16 protein-coding genes are annotated in these 17,864 nt (G+C 73.5%); 10 read left to right on the top strand and 6 right to left on the bottom strand.

Annotated elements, in window-relative coordinates; genetic code table 11:
* Positions 1-146: 146 nt before the first annotated feature.
* From OKX07_RS01980 to OKX07_RS01965, 4 genes are read left to right on the top strand one after another with little or no spacing between them, the layout of a single operon-like run.
* Positions 147-1,136 carry an ABC transporter substrate-binding protein gene (locus tag OKX07_RS01980; RefSeq protein ID WP_265630198.1) on the top strand — a complete coding sequence of 330 codons (990 nt, stop codon included), beginning with the start codon at positions 147-149 and terminating at the stop codon, positions 1,134-1,136.
* The gene (locus OKX07_RS01975) at positions 1,133-1,903 is read left to right on the top strand and encodes an ABC transporter permease (RefSeq protein WP_265630197.1); all 771 of its coding nucleotides are present in this window, start codon (positions 1,133-1,135) and stop codon (positions 1,901-1,903) included. The genes OKX07_RS01980 and OKX07_RS01975 overlap by 4 nt, the downstream gene beginning before the upstream one ends.
* Positions 1,903-2,688, top strand: coding sequence for an ABC transporter permease (locus OKX07_RS01970; RefSeq protein ID WP_265630196.1), 786 nt, complete (start codon positions 1,903-1,905; stop codon positions 2,686-2,688). Before OKX07_RS01975 ends, OKX07_RS01970 begins: the two co-directional genes overlap by 1 nt.
* Positions 2,681-3,487, top strand: coding sequence for an ABC transporter ATP-binding protein (locus OKX07_RS01965; RefSeq protein WP_265630195.1), 807 nt, complete (start codon positions 2,681-2,683; stop codon positions 3,485-3,487). Before OKX07_RS01970 ends, OKX07_RS01965 begins: the two co-directional genes overlap by 8 nt.
* Positions 3,488-3,796: 309 nt before the next feature.
* Here the strand turns inward: OKX07_RS01965 and OKX07_RS01960 are convergent, their stop codons facing one another.
* The 5 genes from OKX07_RS01960 to OKX07_RS01940 form a co-directional block, all read right to left on the bottom strand.
* A complete protein-coding gene (locus OKX07_RS01960) occupies positions 3,797-4,564 on the bottom strand; it encodes a phosphatase PAP2 family protein (protein WP_265630194.1) in 768 nt (255 codons plus the stop codon).
* Positions 4,565-4,667: 103 nt separating this feature from the next.
* Complete coding sequence (locus OKX07_RS01955; protein WP_265630193.1) at positions 4,668-5,129, bottom strand: MarR family winged helix-turn-helix transcriptional regulator; 462 nt, start codon at positions 5,127-5,129, stop codon at positions 4,668-4,670.
* Between the two features lie 105 nt (positions 5,130-5,234).
* Entirely contained in the window at positions 5,235-5,993 is a 759-nt protein-coding gene (locus OKX07_RS01950; protein WP_265630192.1) for a maleylpyruvate isomerase family mycothiol-dependent enzyme, read from the bottom strand.
* Between the two features lies 1 nt (position 5,994).
* Complete coding sequence (locus OKX07_RS01945; protein WP_416220813.1) at positions 5,995-6,867, bottom strand: fumarylacetoacetate hydrolase family protein; 873 nt, start codon at positions 6,865-6,867, stop codon at positions 5,995-5,997.
* A complete protein-coding gene (locus tag OKX07_RS01940) occupies positions 6,864-7,976 on the bottom strand; it encodes a cupin domain-containing protein (RefSeq protein ID WP_265630191.1) in 1,113 nt (370 codons plus the stop codon). Before OKX07_RS01940 ends, OKX07_RS01945 begins: the two co-directional genes overlap by 4 nt.
* Before the next feature lie 302 nt (positions 7,977-8,278).
* Between OKX07_RS01940 and OKX07_RS01935 the strand changes: the two genes are divergently transcribed.
* The 6 genes from OKX07_RS01935 (at position 8,279) to OKX07_RS01910 (ending at position 17,513) form a co-directional block, all read left to right on the top strand.
* Positions 8,279-12,337, top strand: coding sequence for a hybrid non-ribosomal peptide synthetase/SDR family oxidoreductase (locus OKX07_RS01935; RefSeq protein ID WP_265630190.1), 4,059 nt, complete (start codon positions 8,279-8,281; stop codon positions 12,335-12,337).
* A gap of 42 nt (positions 12,338-12,379) precedes the next feature.
* The gene (locus OKX07_RS01930) at positions 12,380-12,970 is read left to right on the top strand and encodes an anthranilate synthase component II (protein ID WP_265630189.1); all 591 of its coding nucleotides are present in this window, start codon (positions 12,380-12,382) and stop codon (positions 12,968-12,970) included.
* Positions 12,967-15,222 carry an aminodeoxychorismate synthase component I gene (pabB, locus tag OKX07_RS01925; RefSeq protein ID WP_265630188.1) on the top strand — a complete coding sequence of 752 codons (2,256 nt, stop codon included), beginning with the start codon at positions 12,967-12,969 and terminating at the stop codon, positions 15,220-15,222. Before OKX07_RS01930 ends, pabB begins: the two co-directional genes overlap by 4 nt.
* A 279-nt stretch (positions 15,223-15,501) precedes the next feature.
* The gene (locus tag OKX07_RS01920) at positions 15,502-16,248 is read left to right on the top strand and encodes a DUF4253 domain-containing protein (protein ID WP_265630187.1); all 747 of its coding nucleotides are present in this window, start codon (positions 15,502-15,504) and stop codon (positions 16,246-16,248) included.
* Positions 16,249-16,296: 48 nt separating this feature from the next.
* A complete protein-coding gene (locus tag OKX07_RS01915) occupies positions 16,297-16,974 on the top strand; it encodes a winged helix-turn-helix domain-containing protein (RefSeq protein ID WP_265630186.1) in 678 nt (225 codons plus the stop codon).
* The gene (locus OKX07_RS01910) at positions 16,971-17,513 is read left to right on the top strand and encodes a hypothetical protein (RefSeq protein WP_265630185.1); all 543 of its coding nucleotides are present in this window, start codon (positions 16,971-16,973) and stop codon (positions 17,511-17,513) included. The genes OKX07_RS01915 and OKX07_RS01910 overlap by 4 nt, the downstream gene beginning before the upstream one ends.
* Before the next feature lie 24 nt (positions 17,514-17,537).
* Here the strand turns inward: OKX07_RS01910 and OKX07_RS01905 are convergent, their stop codons facing one another.
* Positions 17,538-17,840, bottom strand: a complete 303-nt coding sequence (locus OKX07_RS01905; RefSeq protein WP_265630184.1) for a hypothetical protein — start codon at positions 17,838-17,840, stop codon at positions 17,538-17,540.
* Between the last annotated feature and the right edge of the window lie 24 nt (positions 17,841-17,864).

Raw genomic sequence — 17,864 nt, 5'->3', positions numbered from 1 at the left:
GACGGCGCCGTGGAGCATTGACACACGTGACATTCAACTGCACGATTGCTGGACGAGTGTCATGCATGGTCCGGGCGTGGTCGATCCCGACGGCGCGTGGTCCGGCGGGCCCGTCACCCGAGATTCAACGGAGAATTGAGGACCCCATGAACCGACGTCCCGCTCTCGTGGCGGCGCTCGTCGCGGCGCTGTCGCTCGGGCTGGCCGCGTGCTCCACCGCGGAGCCCGCACCCGCGGACGAGGCCGAGTCGTCGGCAGCACCGGAGGCCGACTCCCCCGTCGCCGTCACCATCGGGGCGCTGAGCATCAGCGAGACGGCACCCCTGTGGGCCGCCGTCGAGGAGGGCATCTTCGCCGAGCACGGGCTCGACGTCACGGTCCAGCCGATCCAGGGCGGCGCGCAGGCCATGCCGGCCCTGATCAACGGCGACATCGACTTCTCCCTCGGCCAGCCGTTCGGCGCGATGCGCGCGAGCATCCAGGGCCTGGACGTGAAGATCGTCGCCAACTACGCGCAAAGCCTCACCGAGGGCGACGACATCAACTCGGTCGTCGTGGGCGCCGGCAGCGACATCACGACGGCCGCCGACCTCGCCGGCAAGAAGGTCGCCGTGAACTCCCTCGGAGCCGCCGGCGACCTGACGATCATGGCCGCGGTCGAGGCGGACGGCGGGGACCCCAGCACGATCGAGTTCGTCGAGGTCGCCTTCCCGGACGCCGCCGCCCAGCTCGAGGCGGGCAACATCGACGCCGCGTGGGTGCCCGAGCCGTTCGTGTCGATGATCGTCGGCGCCGGCGGCGCGCGGGTCGTCGACCCCTACCAGGCCGTCCTGCCCGGCCTGCCGACGCTCGTCCTGCAGACCACCGGCGCCACCCTGACCGACGACCCCGAGCTGGTCCAGGCCGTGCGCGACGCCTTCACGGCCGCGTTCGCGTGGGCCGAGGACAACGACGAGACCATGCGCCAGTCGCTCGTGGACGAGATGTCGCTGCCCGAGGAGGCCGCGATGGGCCTGCCACTGCCCCGCTTCACCACGCAGATCGACCGCGAGGTGCTGCAGGGCCTGGCCGACCTCGCCGTCGAGCACGAGTTCTTCGAGTCGGCCCCGGACCTCGACGCCCTCGTCGTCGAGTGAGGCGTGGGGCCGCGCTCGGGATCCTGGGGGTCGTCGGCTTCGCCCTCACCTGGGAGCTCGTGGCGTGGGCCGAGGTCGTCGACCCCGCGTACCTCCCGCGGTTCTCCACGACGGCCGCGCGCCTGGTCACCGAGCTCGGCGACCCCTCCTTCTGGTCGGCCCTCGGCGACACGGTCGTCACCTGGGCCCTCGGCCTCGGCATCGCGGTCGTCGCGGCGATCGTCGCCGGCACGGTGATCGGCCTGGTCCCGTTCCTGCGCCGGGCGACGCACAGCACGGTCGAGTTCCTGCGCCCGATCCCGTCGGTCGCGATCATCCCGCTCGCGGTCCTGGTGGCCGGCCTGTCGCGGGAGGCGGCGCTGGTGATCGTCGTCTACGCGCCGTTCTGGCAGGTGTTCATCCAGGTCCTGTACGGCATCGGGGACGTCGACACCGTCGCGGACGACACCGCCCGCAGCTTCGGTCTGGGGCGTCTGGCGCGCCTGCGCCACGTCGTCCTGCCGACGGCCCTGCCGTACGTCATCACGGGGTTCCGGCTCGCGGCGTCGATCGCCCTGGTCCTGACGATCACGGCGGAGCTGGTCATCGGCAACCCGGGGATCGGCCGGCAGATCGACGTCTACCGCTCCGCGCCCGACGCGCCGGGTCTCTACGCCCTCGTCCTGGTGACCGGCGGACTGGGGCTCCTGGTGAACCTCGCCACCCGCCTCGTCGAGCGCCGGGTGCTGCACTGGCACCCGTCGGTCCGCTCGGAAGGGGTCGCCTGATGACCGCCGCGCGTCGCGCGCTCGTCTCGTTCGGCTACGCCGCCGGGCTGCCCGTGCTCCTCGTCGCCGCCTGGGCGCTGGCCACCCGCGGCACGACGAACCTCTACTACCCCGCGCCGTCGAAGGTGCTCGACGCCTTCGTCACCACCTGGCTGGCCCCCGAGACGATCACCGGCGACGTCCTGCCGAGCCTGGGCCGGTTCGCGGTCGGGGTGCTCCTGGCGATCGTCATCGGCATCGTCGCCGGCACCGCGATCGGTGCGACGCCGTGGCTGCGTGCCCTGCTGGAGCCGATGCTGGAGTTCTTCCGGGCGATCCCGCCCGTGGTGCTGGTGCCCGTCCTCATGCTGCTGCTCGGGATCGACGACACGATGCGGCTCGCGGTGATCGTGTCGGGGAGCGTGTGGCCCGTCCTGCTGAACACCATCGAGGGCGTCCGCGGGACCGATCCCGTGCTCACGGACACGTCGCGGTCGTACCGGATCCGCGGGGTCCTGGCCTACCGCTACGTCGTCCTGCCGGCGGCGAGCCCGCAGATCATGGCCGGGATCCGCCTGTGCCTGTCGATCGGCCTGATCCTCATGGTGATCTCGGAGATGTTCGCCTCGTCGTCGGGGCTCGGCTACCAGATCGTCTACTTCCAGCGGCAGTACATGATCCCCGAGATGTGGGCCGGCATCCTGCTGCTCGGCCTCGTCGGCGTCGCGGTCGCCGCCGTCTTCCAGCTCGTCGAACGACGGGTGCTGCACTGGTACCACGGCTCGAGAGAGGTCGCCCGTGCCTGAGAACACGCCCCTGCTGTCCGTCCGGGACCTGAAGAAGACCTACCAGGGCGCGTCGGGACCGGTCGAGGCCATCGGCTCGATCAGCTTCGACGTGATGCCCGGTGAGCTCGTCTGCATCGTCGGGCCCTCGGGGTGCGGCAAGACGACGCTGCTCAAGTGCCTGTCCGGCCTGCTGCCGCCGACGTCGGGCTCCGTCCTGCTCCACGGCGCCGAGGTCACCGCGCCGCCGAAGAAGATGGCCCTGGTGTTCCAGGAGTACGGGCGCAGCCTCTACCCGTGGCTCACGGTGCGCGAGAACGTGGCGCTGCCGCTCAAGGCGCAAGGGGTTGCGCGCGGCGAGCGGGCGGCCGCGGTGGACCGGGCGGTCGAGGAGGTCGGCCTCGGGCACGCGCTGGACACGTACCCGTGGCAGCTCTCCGGAGGGATGCAGCAGCGTGTGGCGATCGCCCGCGCCGTGGCCTACCAGCCGGAGATCCTCGTCATGGACGAGCCCTTCGCCGCCGTCGACGCGCAGACGCGGGCCGACCTCGAGGACCTGGTCCGGCGGGTGTGGCAGGACCTCGGTGTCACCGTCCTGTTCGTCACGCACGACATCGACGAGTCGGTGTACCTGGGCGAGCGGGTGCTCATGCTGTCGAGCTCACCGACGTTCGTGCAGGAGGACCTGGCGATCGACCTGCCGGCCGCGCGCGACCAGCTCTCGACCCGGGCCCTGCCCCGGTTCACCGAGCTGCGGACGCACGTGTACGGGCAGATCCAGCGGGCGAAGCGGGGGGAAGGGGTGCCCTCGGACGCATGACGACCCGGGGTCACCTCCGCGGTCCGACCCGTGAGATGCAGCGCCGACGAGACCGCGGAGTGGTGGTCTCAGGTCGTGGACCGGGCGAGTCGTGGTGCCGTGACCGTCCACGGTGACGTGGGTGCTCACCTGTGGTCAGGCCTCGGCGACGGACGCCAGCGCATCCGCGAGCGCCCGCCTGACCTAACCACCTGCGCACCTCGTGAAGCTCGGAAAGTGGTCGCACCTGCACCTCGGACCTGGCGGTTGTGGTCGTATCTGTGACCACAACCGGCACGCTGGCCCGGGCCGGGTCCCGCGGAGGCGGAGCTAGGGGCCGGGGGACGGGTGCTTGAGCTCGGGTGGAGGTTGGGGGCTCCAGCCGGGCTCCGGCTCGCTCGGTGGCAGGCCGTGCACGACGTGGATCCGGTCCACGATCGTGACGACGCCGAGCACGACGACGGCCAGACCGGCCGCCGCGACGACGTCGGTCAGGAAGTGGTAGCCGAGGTACAGGCGGCTGAGCGCGACCGCCGCGGCACCGACGACGCCGCCGACCAGCCAGCCGACGACGACCCGCCGTGTGCGGTGCCGGCTCGCCACGAGGTACCCGGCGACCAGCAGGAAGGTCGCCGTCCCGATGGTGTGGCCGGACGGGAACGACCCGGTCGTCTCCGAGCCGGGGATGTACATCGTCTCCTCCGGCGGGCGTGGCCGGGCGACGATGCCCTTGACCAGGAGCGAGAGCAGCGTGGAGCCGACCATGGCACCGGCGAGCAGGAGCGGCCGCCACCACTCGCGCCGGAGCAGGCCCCAGGCCACGCACGCGACGAGGACGATGATCGGCAGCACCGTCGGACCGGTGACGAACGTCAGCGCGGCGAGGACGGCGGTGGCGACGTCGCTGCGCATGGCGACCAGGAGCTCCAGGACCGGCCGGTCGAACAGGGAGAAGTCGTCGCGCTCCTGGACCGCCTCGAGCATGGCCCCGAAGACGAGCAGGCCGAGAGCCACGAGCAGCACTCCGGGCAGCACCGCCCGGAGCAGGGGCTGGTCGGCGTACCACTCGAGCAGACGGCGTGGCGGCGATGCGGGCATCTCACCCACGCTACCCGCGCCCCTCGTGGGCGGCTCCGTGAGCCCCGGCGCGTTACGTGCATCGACGCTGCCGCTCACGGGGCCCGCCATCCGTGGCCGCGCGCTACGGCGACCCGCCGCCCGGAGCGCCCGCCCGGTCGTCCCCCAGGATCTTCGTGAGCAGCCGCTGCAGCGTCTCCCGCTCCTGCGGGGTCAGGGCGGACGTCAGCACCGCGTCCACGCGCGCGACCGACGAGACGATGCCTCGCAGCACGTCGAGCCCGTCGTCGGTGAGGCGGACGACGTTGCGCCGTCGGTCCGCGTCGGCCCGCACGCGGGCGACCAGACCACGCGCCTCCAGCCGCGCGACGAGCCCGGCGACGGTCGACCTGTCGAGGTCGAGGTCGTCGCAGAGCTCGCGCTGGCTGGCCTCACCGCGGATGTGCAGGACGTTCAGCACACCGAACTGCACGTTCGTCAGCCGGGGACCCACCTCCTGCGCCCAGGCCGCGAGGTGCACCTGCTGGGTGCGGCGCACGAGGAACCCGGTGTGGTGCGCGAGATCGATCGGCAGCGGCTCGGTCACGACGCCATGGTGGCACCCCCGCGCGCCTCGGGGCGGAGTGGTCACGTGTGTGCCCACTTCTCGTGATCCCAGTGCGAAGAAGTGCCCACTTCCGCAGTCAGGGGGTCACAGCCAGCGCGGTGGCGGCGGGACGGGTGAGCCGTCGGACGTCGTCAGCAGGCCCGCTCCACCGCGGCCGGTCGCCCACCGGGCCAGGTCGGCGGCGCGGCCGCGCACGCGGGGGGCCGGGCCCGCGTCGGCCGGGGGTGCGGGGTGACCCAGGAGGACCGACCGGTCCGTGGGTTCCAGCACCGGCACCGCGACCCCGTCGGGACGCGCGTGCCACGCGCAGACCACCTCCGCGAGCAGCGCGTCGACCAGCTCGGCCGGGAAGTCCCGGTACGAGCCGCCGTTGTCGAGGTCGACCGCGTGCACCCACACCTCGCGGGTGCGCATCCACACCGTCTCGCTCGCCGGCACCACCCGGCCGTGGCCCGTCCGGACCTGCGCTCCCCAGGCGTCGTCGGTGAGGTCCCGCCACTCGACGTTGAGGTGCACCGCCGCGTGCGCGGAGAGGTGCCGCAGGGCGCGCGCCGGCTGCGTCGCCCCGAGCTCGATCTCCGCGTCGCGCGCCTCGCGCGACGCGTACATCGGGGTCTCGACGCCCGTCGCGGCCCACTCGGTCAGCCGGGTCAGCGCGCGGGCGTTCAGGCCGACGTGCGCGACGACGTGCCGGCGGGTCCACCCCGGCACGAGCGACGGGGCGTCGAGCTCGTCGTTGCGCAGCTCGTTGAGCTTGCGGGAGAAGTACGCCTGCCCCCGCCTGGCGAGCAGCAGCGACGCGCGCAGGTGCGGGTCCGTCGTCCGGTCGGTCCGGCCCGCCACGTCAGCCCTCCGCCACGACGTCGTTGCGCAGCTCGCCGAGCCCGGTGACCGTGGTGACCAGCGTGTTCCCGGGCTGCAGGTAGCGCGGGGGCCTGCGCGCGTGCCCGACGCCCCCGGGCGTCCCGGTCGCGATGACGTCGCCCGGGTGCAGGGTCAGGATCTGCGAGATGTACGCCACGAGGGCGGCCGGACCGAAGACCATGTCCTCGACCGGCGTGCGCTGCACCTGCTCGTCGTCGACGACCGTGCGCAGCTCACCGGTCAGAGGCGCCTCCGCGACCGTGACCCACGGCCCGAACGGTGTGGTCGCCTCGAAGGTCTTGCCCTGCAGCCACTGCGTGGTGCGGTACTGGTGGTCCCGCATGGTGACGTCGTTGAGAACGGCGTACCCGGCGATCGCGTCCGCCGCGGCGGCCTCGTCGAGCCGGCGGGCCGTCGCGCCGACGACGACGGCGACCTCGCCCTCCCAGTCGACGGCGTCGGCCGCGACGGAGGGCAGGACGATCGGGTCGTACGGGCCGATCAACGCCTCGGGGTACTTGGCGAACAGCGTCGGGAACGCCGGCAGGTCCCGCCCCATCTCCAGGATGTGGTGCCGGTAGTTGAGCCCGACGCAGACGACCTTCGACGGCCGGAGCACGGGTGGGGCCCAGGCCCGCGGTGCGAGGGCCGCGCGCGGGTGGCGGGCACCGTCGGCCGCCGCCGCGGTGGCGCGCCACCCCGTCGTGGCCAGCAGTGCGCCGACGTCGTCGAAGCCGGGGATCTCGACGGCGACGTCGTCGTCCACCCGCACCGCCACGGTCGCGGTGCGGGGCGACCCGTCGGCCGGCCCGACGGCGTCGGAGCCCGCGACGCGCAGCGTCCCGAGCCTCACGCCAGGTCCTCGTCGCGCTGCCCGGGCACGTAGGTCCGCGTGAAGTGCAGCCGGTCGACGATGGGCCCGTCGGTGAAGCGGAACAGGTCGAACCGGGTGTCGGCGTGCAGCGACCACGGGACCCAGCTCGGGACCACGAAGAGGTCACCGGTCTCGACGCGGTGCTCGGTCCCGCCCAGCACCACCGTGCCGTTCCCCTCGAACACCTGCCACACCGCGGAGCCCACCTCGTGGCGGGCGGGCGTCGCGGCCCCGGCGCGCAGCCGGTGGAACTCGCACCGGATGGTCGGCATCACGTCGCCGCCGGTGGTGGGGTTGGTGTAGCGGATCGCGGCGTGCCCCTGCTCGACGGTCGCCGGGTACCCCTCGTCCTCGAGCCGCAGCTGCTCGGTCAGGGCACGGTCGGTGTGCTCCCACCGGTACGCGGCCAGCGGGGAGCTGCTCTGGTCCTGCAGCCCGGACAGCGGCCGCAGGCCGGGGTGCGCCCACAGCCGCTCCGAGCGGGAGACGTCCGGCGACGCCTCGTCGGTGACGCGCTCGGAGCCGTACTCGAAGAAGCCGACGTCGGCGTAGTGCGAGAACGGGACGTCGAGGCCGTCGATCCAGGCCATGGGCTGGTCGGTGTCGTTGTGGTGGCCGTGGAAGTTCCAGCCCGGCGTGAGCAGCAGGTCACCGCGCCGCATGGCGACGGGGTCGCCGTTGACGACGGTCCACACGCCCTCCCCCTCGACGACGAAGCGGAACGCGTTCTGGCTGTGCCGGTGCTCCGGGGCGGTCTCGTGGCCGCCGAGGTACTGGATGGCGCACCACAGGGTGGGGGTCGCGTAGGCGGTGCCGGGCAGGCCGGGGTTCGCCAGCCCGATGGCGCGCCGCTCACCCCCGCGGCCCACCGGCACGAGCTCACCGGATCGCTGCGCGATGTCGTAGAGGGTCTTCCACCGCCAGAGGTACGGGACCGCCTTCGGTGCCGGCGCCTCGGGCATGAGGTCGTCCCGCTGGGTCCACAGCGGCGCCAGGCTGTGCGCCTCGAAGTCCGCGTAGAGCTGCTTCAGCTCGGGGGTGTCGGCGGTGCCGTCCATCTGCTGCACGGTGCTCTCCTCAGGCGACATCGGCGTGGCTCGTTGGCGCACCAACGTTAGGCGCCCCTCCCCCTGCCGACAACGGGCAGGTCCGGAAGTGGGCAGACCTGCACCGCCGAGCTCCCGGTCGTGGTCACATCTGCGACCACAACCGGGAACCAGGTGAGCGCAGCCGTCCGTTCAACAGCACGAACCCCGGGCGAAATGTCCGAAGCGCTACAGTGACGGCCGCGGCTGCGGGGCCGCGGGGCGGCACACGCCCGCCGGCTTCGGCGGGCGCCCAGGGGTGGGGGTCGAAGAGCGGCGCGACGGCGCACAGGGGAGACACACGCATGGCCGTTGACGAGAGCGTGCGCCCGTCGGTGTCGCCGACGGGCGTCGGGGCGCTCCGGACACCGGGCGACGCCGGCAGCCCGCTGTCGTGGTTCCAGGAGCGGCTGTGGGTCCACCACCGGCGCAGCCCGGGCACGACGAGCTACAACCTGCCCCTGCCCCTGCTCGTCCACGGCGACCTCGACGTCGACGCGCTCGAGCGCAGCCTGGACCTCGTCGTCGCGCGGCACGAGAGCCTGCGGACCACGTACGGCGAGACGGCCGCGGGCGAGGCCCGGCAGCTCGTCGCACCGCCCGGGCGCGTGCGGCTGCCGGTCGTCGACGTCGACCGCGCGGGCATGCTGGAGCACCTCGACCGGCTCCTGGAGCACCGCTTCGACCTCCACCGCGGCCCGATCTGCATCGCCCGCCTGCTGCGGCTGGCGAGCGACCGGCACCTGCTGCTCTTCAGCGTCCACCACATCGCCGCCGACGCCTGGTCGCTCAAGGCGATCCTGCTGGCCGAGCTCCAGGACGCCTACGCGGCCTTCTGCCGCGGGGAGCAGCCGGACCTGCCGCCGCTGACGGTCCAGTACCAGGACTACGCGCGCATGCAGCGGACCGCGGACCTGACCGACGACCTCGCGTACTGGCGCGAGACGCTCGCGGGCTACGAGGACTCCCTCGAGCTCCCCACCGTGCGCACGCGGCAGCTGCGGTCCGGCACCACGAGCGGCACCGTCGTCCACCGGTACCCGCAGGCCTTCTCCCAGGAGCTCGAGCGCTTCTCGCGCCGGCACGGCTGCACGCTCTTCATGTCCCTGCTCGCGGGGCTCGGCGTCACCCTGAGCCGCTACACCGACAAGACCGACCTGTGCCTCGGGACCACGACGTCCGACCGGCCGGACGTCGCGCTCGAGCCGCTGATCGGGTTCTTCGTCAACATCCTGCCGCTGCGCCTGCGCATCGACGAGCACGGCACCGTGTCCGGGCTGCTCGAGGCCGTGCGCGCGCAGGTGCTCGGCGCGTTCGAGCACCCGGTGCCGTTCGAGCAGATCCTCCAGGCGACCGACGTGGCACGCCGCGGCAGCGCCAACCCGCTGGTGCCCGTCGTGATCCGGCACCAGAACTTCCCCGAGACCTCGCTCGACGCGCCCCTGCCCGGCGGCGTGACGTTCCGCGCCTTCCCCGAGCCCGGGGAGACGGACGAGGACGTCCTGACGCTGCTCGCCCAGGAGCACGCCCCCGCCCGGTGCGAGATCGAGCTGTCGTACACGGGCGACGCGGACGGGCTCGAGGTCGAGGTCGTCTACGCCTCCGACCTGTACGACCGGCAGGCCGTCGAGCGCCTGCTGGCCCACCACCAGCAGGTGCTCGAGGGCATGGTCGCCGACGCGGACCGCCGCGTCCTCGACCTGCCGCTGCTGCGCGACGCCGACGTCGCGGAGCTGCTGGGGCGCTCCGACCGCGCCCGCGTGACCGAGGCGCCCGCCTGGACCTTCGTCGAGCGCTTCGACGCGCAGGTGGCGCTGGCCCCCGACGCGCCTGCGTGCTGGGACTCCCGCGGGGCGTGGACGTACCGGGAGGTCGCCCTGCGCTCCGGCCGGGTGGCGCACGCGCTCGCCGCGCGGGGCACCGCACCGGGGGACGTCGTCGCGGTCTGCCTGCCGCGGGGCGGCGACCTGCTCGCCACGCTCCTCGGCGTGTGGCGGGCGGGGGCGGCGTACGTGCCGCTCGACCCGGCGTACCCGGCGGCGTACCTGCAGCAGATCCTCGACGACGCCCGCCCGGGCGTCGTCGTCTGCGACGCCGCGCACCAGGCGGCGCTGGGGATCGACGACGCCGCGTGCGTGCGGGTCGACCAGGTCGACGACGCAGGGCCGGACACCCCGGACGCCCCGCGCGCCCACCCCGCACCCCCCGACGCGCTGGCCTACGTCATGTACACCTCCGGGTCCACCGGCACGCCCAAGGGCGTCCGCGTCCCCCACCGCCAGCTCGTCAACTGGCTGAGCTCGCTCGAGGCGAGCCTGCCGTTCGAGCCCGGGGAGGTCGTCGGGCAGAAGACGACGTTCGCGTTCGCGGTCGGGGTCAAGGAGCTGTTCGCGGGCCTGCTCAACGGGTGCCCCCAGGCAGTCATCGACAACGCGACCGTGCGCGACACGGCCGCCTTCGTCGAGGCGCTGGCCGAGCACCGCGTCAGCCGCCTCAACATCGTCCCCTCGCACCTGGCGAGCGTCGTCGAGCACCTGGCGGCCACCGGCCGTCGGCTGCCCGCGCTGCGGATCTGCATCACCGCCGGGGAGCCGCTGCCCCGGGCCCTGGTGCTCGCCGCCCGCGAGGTGCTCCCGGACGCGCGGCTGATCAACAACTACGGGTGCACCGAGCTGAACGACGTGACCTACCACGACACGTCGAGCCTGGACGGGCAGTCCGAGTTCGTCCCGATCGGCACCCCGATCGCCAACACCCGGCTCTACGTGCTCGACCGCCACGGCCGGCTGGTGCCCGACGGCGTGCCCGGTGAGCTGCACGTCGCGTCCGTCGGCCTGCCCGAGGGCTACCACGGCCTCGACGCCCTGACCGCCGAGCGCTTCACGCCCAACCCCTTCGGCAGCACGCCCAGCGACCGGCTCTACAACACGGGCGACGTCGTCCGGTACCTGCCCGACGGGACGCTCGACTTCATCGGCCGCTGGGACTTCCAGATCAAGGTGCGGGGGTCACGCCTCGACGTCCGCCACGTCGAGGAGGTGATGAGCGGCTTCCCGGGCGTCCGGGCCCGCGCCGTCGTGGGCCGCGGCGACCGGCTGGTCGCGTTCTTCACCCACCGGCCCGACCAGCCCGTGGACGTCGCGGAGCTGCGCGCGTTCCTGCAGGACCGGCTGCCCGCCTTCATGGTGCCCGACGCGTTCGTCCTGCTCGACTCGATGCCGCTGCTGCCGAACGGCAAGCTGGACCGCCGCGCGCTGCACGAGGCGCAGGGCGAGCTGCAGCAGAGCGGCGCGTACGAGGCCCCGGCGACCGCGACCGAGCGCACGCTGGCGGACATCTGGGGGCTCGTCGTCAACGTGCCGGCCGCGCGCATCGGCCGCGCGACGCACTTCTTCGAGATCGGGGGCCACTCGCTGGCCGCCATGCGCGTCCTGGCCCGGACCAAGGACGAGTTCGGGATCGCGATCGGCCTCGCCGAGCTCTTCGACTCCCCGCGCCTGCACTCCCTCGCCGCGGTGATCGACCGCGAGATCGCGCGGCTGCCGGTGGGTGCGCGCGGCGCGTCGTCGGCGCCCACCGCGGCACGCACGTCGAAGCCGCGGGCGGCGGACTCCGGTCTGCTCCGCGGCAAGGTCGTGCTGGTCACCGGCGGCAGCCGCGGCATCGGGCTCGCCACGGCGCTCCTGCTCGCCGAGCAGGGCGCGACGGTGGCCATCAACTACCGCGACAGCGAGGCCCAGGCGCGGCACGTCAAGGGCCTCATCGAGGCGGACGGCGGCACGGCCGAGGTGTTCGGGGCGGACGTCACGCGCGCGGACGACGTCGCCGACATGGTGGCGGCCGTGCACGGGCGGTTCGAGCGCGTCGACGTCCTCGTCGCCAACGCGCACATGCACTTCCGCCACGCGCCCTTCCTCGGGTACGACTGGGCGGACCTCGAGCGGAAGGTCGGCAACGAGCTCAAGGCCGTGTTCCACCCGTGCCAGGCGGTCGCCCCGGAGATGGTCCGACGCGGCAGCGGCAGCATCATCGCGGTCTCGAGCACCCTGTCGAAGCGCAGCTCCGAGGGGTTCCTCGCGCAGAGCACGGCCAAGGCCGCCGTCGACGCGTTCGTGCGCTCGATCGCCACGGAGCTCGGCCCCCACGGCATCCGCGCCAACACGGTGGCGCCGGGCCTCACACTGACGGACGCCGCCATGCCCATGGCACCCCACGTCAAGGAGTCGATCGCCGCCAGGTCCCCGATGCGCCGCAACGCGCTGCCCGCGGACATGGCCGGCGCCGTGGTCTTCCTGGCGAGCGACCTGTCGCGCTTCATGACCGGCACGTACCTGCCGGTCGACGGCGGCTTCACCACCCTGTAGCGCCCGCGACCGGCGTTCGCCTGAGGAAGGACCGGGTCCACCATGAGTGCCAGGCTCGTCGTCATCGACAACTACGACTCGTTCACCTTCAACCTCGTCCAGATGTTCCGCAGGTACGACCTGGAGATCGCGGTGTTCCGCGCCGACGCGCTGACCGTGGACGACGTCGCGCGCGCGCGGCCCGACTACGTGCTGGTGAGCCCCGGACCGAAGAGCCCGAGCGCCGCCGGGATCTCGACCGAGCTGATCCGCCGGCTCCACGGCGAGGTCCCCATCCTGGGCGTGTGCCTGGGCATGCAGTGCATCGTCGAGGCCTTCGGCGGGAGCACGGTGCACGCGCCGGTCCCGATGCACGGCAAGCGCAGCGCCGTCGACCACGACGGCACGGGCCTGTTCGCCGGGGTTCCTGCGCCGTTCACCGTGGCGCGGTACCACTCGCTCGCCACGACGGGCATCGGCGACGGGCTGCGGGTCAACGCGCGCTCGGCGGACGGCGTGCCGATGGGCGTCCAGCACGTCCGCCACCCGCTGTCCGGCGTCCAGTTCCACCCCGAGAGCTTCCTCACCGAGCACGGGTTCGCGCTCATCGAGAACTTCCTGCGCACCGGCCCGCTGGACGGGGTGCGCGCATGAGCGTCGCGACCGACGGCCGGCCGGCGTCGTTCCGCACGGTGACGGGCGTCCACCGCGAGGCCCTGGTGCTGGACGAGCCGTTCGTCGAGGTGGTGCGCCGGTTCGCCCACCGGCCCGGGACGGTCGCCCTGCTCAGCGGCGGCGACCTGGACAGCGCGCGCCACCACGTCCTGGGCGTGGACCCGTGGCTGACGCTGCGCGGGCAGCGCACGCGGACCACGCTCGTCGACGGCGACCGGCGCGTCGAGGTGGACGAGGACCCGTTCACGACGCTGCGCCGGGTGCTCCGGCACGTCGAGCTGCCGCCGCAGGAGGGGCTGCCGCTGACCGGCGGGCTGCTCGGCTACCTCGCGTACGACCTGAAGGACTGCCTGGAGGACCTGCCCCGGACGAGCGTCGACGACCTCGGGCTGCCCCTGATGCACCTCGTCGCACCCAGCGTCCTGCTGGTCCAGGACCGGGTGACCGACGAGACGACGCTCCTCGTGATGCGTCTGCAGGACGACGACGACGCGGCGGTCGGCCGGCGGGTGGCGCGCTTCACGGAGATGCTGCGGGCACCGGCGGCGCGCCGGGAGCCGGCGCCGCGGGCGGCGGGAGCGTGCACGTCGGCGTTCTCCCGCGAGGAGTACCTGGCGGCCGTCGAGGCCATCGGCCGGTACATCGTCGACGGCGACGTCTACCAGGTGAACATGTCGCAGCGCTTCGAGACCCCGTTCACGGGCGACCCGTTCGACCTGTTCGCCACCATGTTCGCCGCCAACCCGGCGCCCTTCTTCTCCTACGTCGACGCGGGAGACCACCAGATCGTCTCGACCTCACCCGAGCGGTTCATCCGGCTGCGGGCCGGGGAGGTGGAGACGCGGCCCATCAAGGGGACCCGGCCGCGCGGCGCGACCCCGGCCGCGGACGCCGCCCTGCGGGCCGAGCTGCAGGACAGCCCGAAGGACGACGCCGAGCTGTCGATGATCGTCGACCTGCTGCGCAACGACATCGGCAAGGTCTGCCGCCCGGGCTCGGTGCGCGTGACCGAGCACAAGCGCCTCGAGACGTACGAGAACGTCCACCACCTGGTGTCCACCGTGACGGGCGAGCTCGATCCCGGTACGGACGCCGTCGACCTGCTGCGCGCGACCTTCCCCGGCGGGTCGATCACCGGCTGCCCCAAGATCCGGGCGATGGAGGTCATCGACGAGCTGGAGCCGGTCCGTCGGCACGTCTACACGGGCAGCATCGGCTACGTCGGGTTCGACGGCACGATGGACCTATCGATCGCGATCCGCACGGCGACGTTCACGGGTGGCCGGGCCGTGTTCTCCGTCGGGGGCGGCATCGTCTTCGACTCGGACCCGGCCAGCGAGTTCGAGGAGACGCTGCACAAGGGGCGGACGCTGATGGACGCGCTGCAGGCGGGCGGTGGCCAGGACCACGCCGACCGCACGGTCTGGCGGGACGGGAAGTTCCTCCCCCGCTCGGCCGCCACGGTGCCGCTCGACAGCGAAGGCCTGGGGTCCGGGTACGGGTTCTTCGAGACGCTGCGGGTCCAGGCCGGCCGCCCGATCCTCCTGGGGGCCCACGTCGAGCGCTTCGAGCGCACCTGGCGCGCGCTGTTCGGGGGCGCTCCCCCCGACGTCACCTGGGCCGACGTCATCGCGCACCTCGTCGAGCGGAACGGGCTCGCGCAGACGACCGCCGCGGTCAAGCTGGTCGCCGCCGCGGGCAACCCGAGCGACGCACCGCTGTCGCCCGTCCTGTTCGCCACCGCCCGGCCGTACGCGCCGCGCGAGGCCCTCGCCCTGCGGGGCGGGCTGCGTCTGCGGACGTACCCGCACGCCCGGCACACCCACCTCGCCGACCACAAGACCCTCAGCTACCTGCACTACAAGCTGGCGGGCGACTGGGCCCGGGACCACGACGCCGACGAGGCGGTGGTCCTCGACGCCGACGGCGCGGTCTCGGAGACGAACACCGCGAGCGTGTGCGGCGTGTACGGCGACACGGTGCGCTTCCCCCTCTCCGCGCACGCCCTGCCCGGCACCACGGCGGCCGAGGTGCGGCGGCTCCTGCCCCGCCGGGGCTACACCGTCGAGGACCGCCGCCTCACGCCCGCGGACCTGCGGGCCGCCGACCAGGTGCTCGTCATGAACGCGCTGATGGGCGTCGTCCCCGCGGTGAGCCTGGACGACGCGCGCCTGGACGCCGACCCCACGCTCAGCGCGAGTCTGACAGCGGCGATCCTGGGCGACGGCTGAGGAGCCGGGCGTCGGCGAGTGGATCGTGGTCACCTCTGGACTCCCCGGCGTGGATCGTGGGCACATCTGCGACCACTGTCGGGGGCCACAGTTGCGGGGCGGGTGGGCACCTCGTCCGTTCGGCTGATCGTTGGTCGTTCCGGCTCGGTCTGGGCGTCGTCGTGGTGCGATGAGCCCATGAGCTGGTGGCGCAGGATCCTCGGCGGCGACTCCCGGAGCGCGGAGCCCTCGCCGTCGCCTCGACCGGCGCCGTCCCCGCCGGCGCCGGGTTCCCCACCGGTGAGCTCCCTGCCGGCGGCCTCCCTGCCCGGTGCGACGCCGCCGACGCACGTCCTGGGCGTCACCGGCTCCGGCGTCGAGGTGCGCGGGTTCGCCGCGCCGGCAGGGGACCTCGTCGCCTGGTGGCACCGCCTGCGCGACGAGCACCCCGCCAGCGGCCTGTGGCCGGTGCTGCTGGGCAGCGACCTCGGCGACCTCGCCGCCGCGCTGACCCCCGAGTCGCGCGACGACTACGACGACGCGGCCGAGCTGCGGCGAGCCACGGCCATGTCGACGGCCGACCTCGTCGCGCTGCGCGCGCAGCGGCACGCGCGCTACGCCGACCTGGACGTCGACGACACCCCGCCCGGGGACGAGCCCCCGCCCGTCGTGCGGCGCCATGCCCCGACCTTCACCGCCGCCGAGCAGGACGGGCTGGTGGCGCTCGTGCCCGCGACCCACGGCTGGCAGGTGCCGGTGATCCTGGGCTGGGAGGGCGGCGTCAACTACGACATGGAACCCGTCGACCACGGCGTCGTCCTGCGGGACTGGCACGAGCGCTTCGGTGCCGAGCTGGTGTCCCTCACCGGCGACCAGGTGCTCGAGGTCGTCGTCCGACGGCCGCCCACGACCCCGGCCGAGGCGCACGCCGTCGCGCGCGAGCAGTACGCCTACTGCGGTGACGTCGTCGACCAGGGGGTCGGCACGATCAGGGAGCTGGCGCAGGACCAGGTGGGATCGGGGTCCTGGTACTTCTGGTGGGACTGACGGGTCGCTCCCTCCTATGTCTCACCTTCTGAGAGATAGGCTCGGTCCATGGCCGGTTCGACGGTGCTGTTCCGCACCGACGTGCAACGCGACGTCCTGCGGGACCTCGTGCTGTCCGGTGACGGCACGCGCACGGCGGCCGACCTTGCGCGCAGCACCGGCCACCCGGCGTCGTCCGTCGCCCGGGAGGTCGGCCGGCTCGTCGACGCCCACGTCGTGCGGGCGACGCCGCGGGGCAGGCGGCGGCTGCTCAGCGTCGACTACGCCGACCCGTTCATGGCCGCGGTCCGCGACGCGTTCACCGCCGCATCGACGATCGAGGCCGAGCGTGACCGCGACGTCCGGTGGTGGCTGACTCTCCCCGAGGTGGCCGAGCGGGTCCGCGACGCACTGAACGACCGTGACGCCGCGTGGGCGAGCAGGCTCGTGTGCGACTCGGTGAACCAGGTCCCCCTGGTCGCGGCCCTCGACCGCCTCGACGTCATGCTCGCCGCACCGGACTCCACCGGGGACGACCGGTGGGACGCGCTGCTCGCCGGCGCCGTGCGGTACCGGATGAGACTGCTCGGGCGCGGCGCACCGGCCTGGACCGAGCGCGAGCCGTTGGCCGCATGGTGGTGGCCCAGCGGCCGCGGCGCCCGCGCGGTGATGGCGATGCAGAACACGCCGCCCGAGCTGTCGCGCCTCGGCATCTGGTTCGACGCCCGCAACTTCACGGGCGCATGACCCCGGACCCGGCGCTCGCGCGCGAGGACGTCCACCGGCTGCTGACCGAGGTCGGCGCGTACCTCCACTCGCGGGGCTGGACGGCGACCGTCTACGTCGCGGGCGGCGCGGCGATGACACTGCTCTTCGACGGTCGCGCGAGCACCCGCGACATCGACGCTGTGTTCCGCTCCGACCGGGGACAGCTCGCCGCCGCGGTCCGGGACGTCGCCGACCGGCACGACCTGCCCGTCGAGTGGCTGAACGACCGGATCACCTCGCGGGTCCCCGCAGCGCCCGACACCGAGGCGACCGAGATCGTCCTGCCGGGCCTCCACGTCCTGGTCTCCTCCGAGCGTCACCTGCTCGCCATGAAGATGCTGGCCGGCCGCGATCGTGACCTGCCCGACCTCGCCCTGCTCTTCGGGCGGCTGGGCATCACCTCCCCGGCGCAGGCCGTCGCGATCACCGACGAGGTGTTCGGGCCGACCTACCCCGTCGAACGGCCGCCAGGCGAGTACCTCGAGGCGCTCGCCGCGGACGTCCTCGAGGGCCTGTGACCCCGCAGCCCGGCCCGTCCTCGATCACCCGCTCGCCGCCCGCGCGTCGGCCGCGGCGAGCCCGGCTCGCGTCGCCTCGAGCCACACGGGATCCCACGGCCCCGAGGTGGTCAGCGGGATCTCGGTCATGAACCGTCGCTCGTCCTCGGGGATCAGCGCGACGACGCGGTCAGGGTCCGAGGCGGCGGTCGCGTACAGGTCCGGGCCGTCCGCGTAGAGCAGGTCGAGGACGACGAGCCGACCGTCCACCGTGCGCATGACGTTGGCGGGGTTGTGGTCCAGCGGCCCGCACCACGGCAGCTCGCGGCGGGCCTGCGCCGGGTCCATGTCCCGAGCGTAGGTGCGGTCGGT

Source organism: Cellulomonas sp. S1-8 (genome assembly GCF_026184235.1).
Taxonomy (GTDB): domain Bacteria; phylum Actinomycetota; class Actinomycetes; order Actinomycetales; family Cellulomonadaceae; genus Cellulomonas.
Note: the sequence above shows the minus strand (reverse complement) of the source record. Positions and strands in the feature narration are given on the sequence as shown.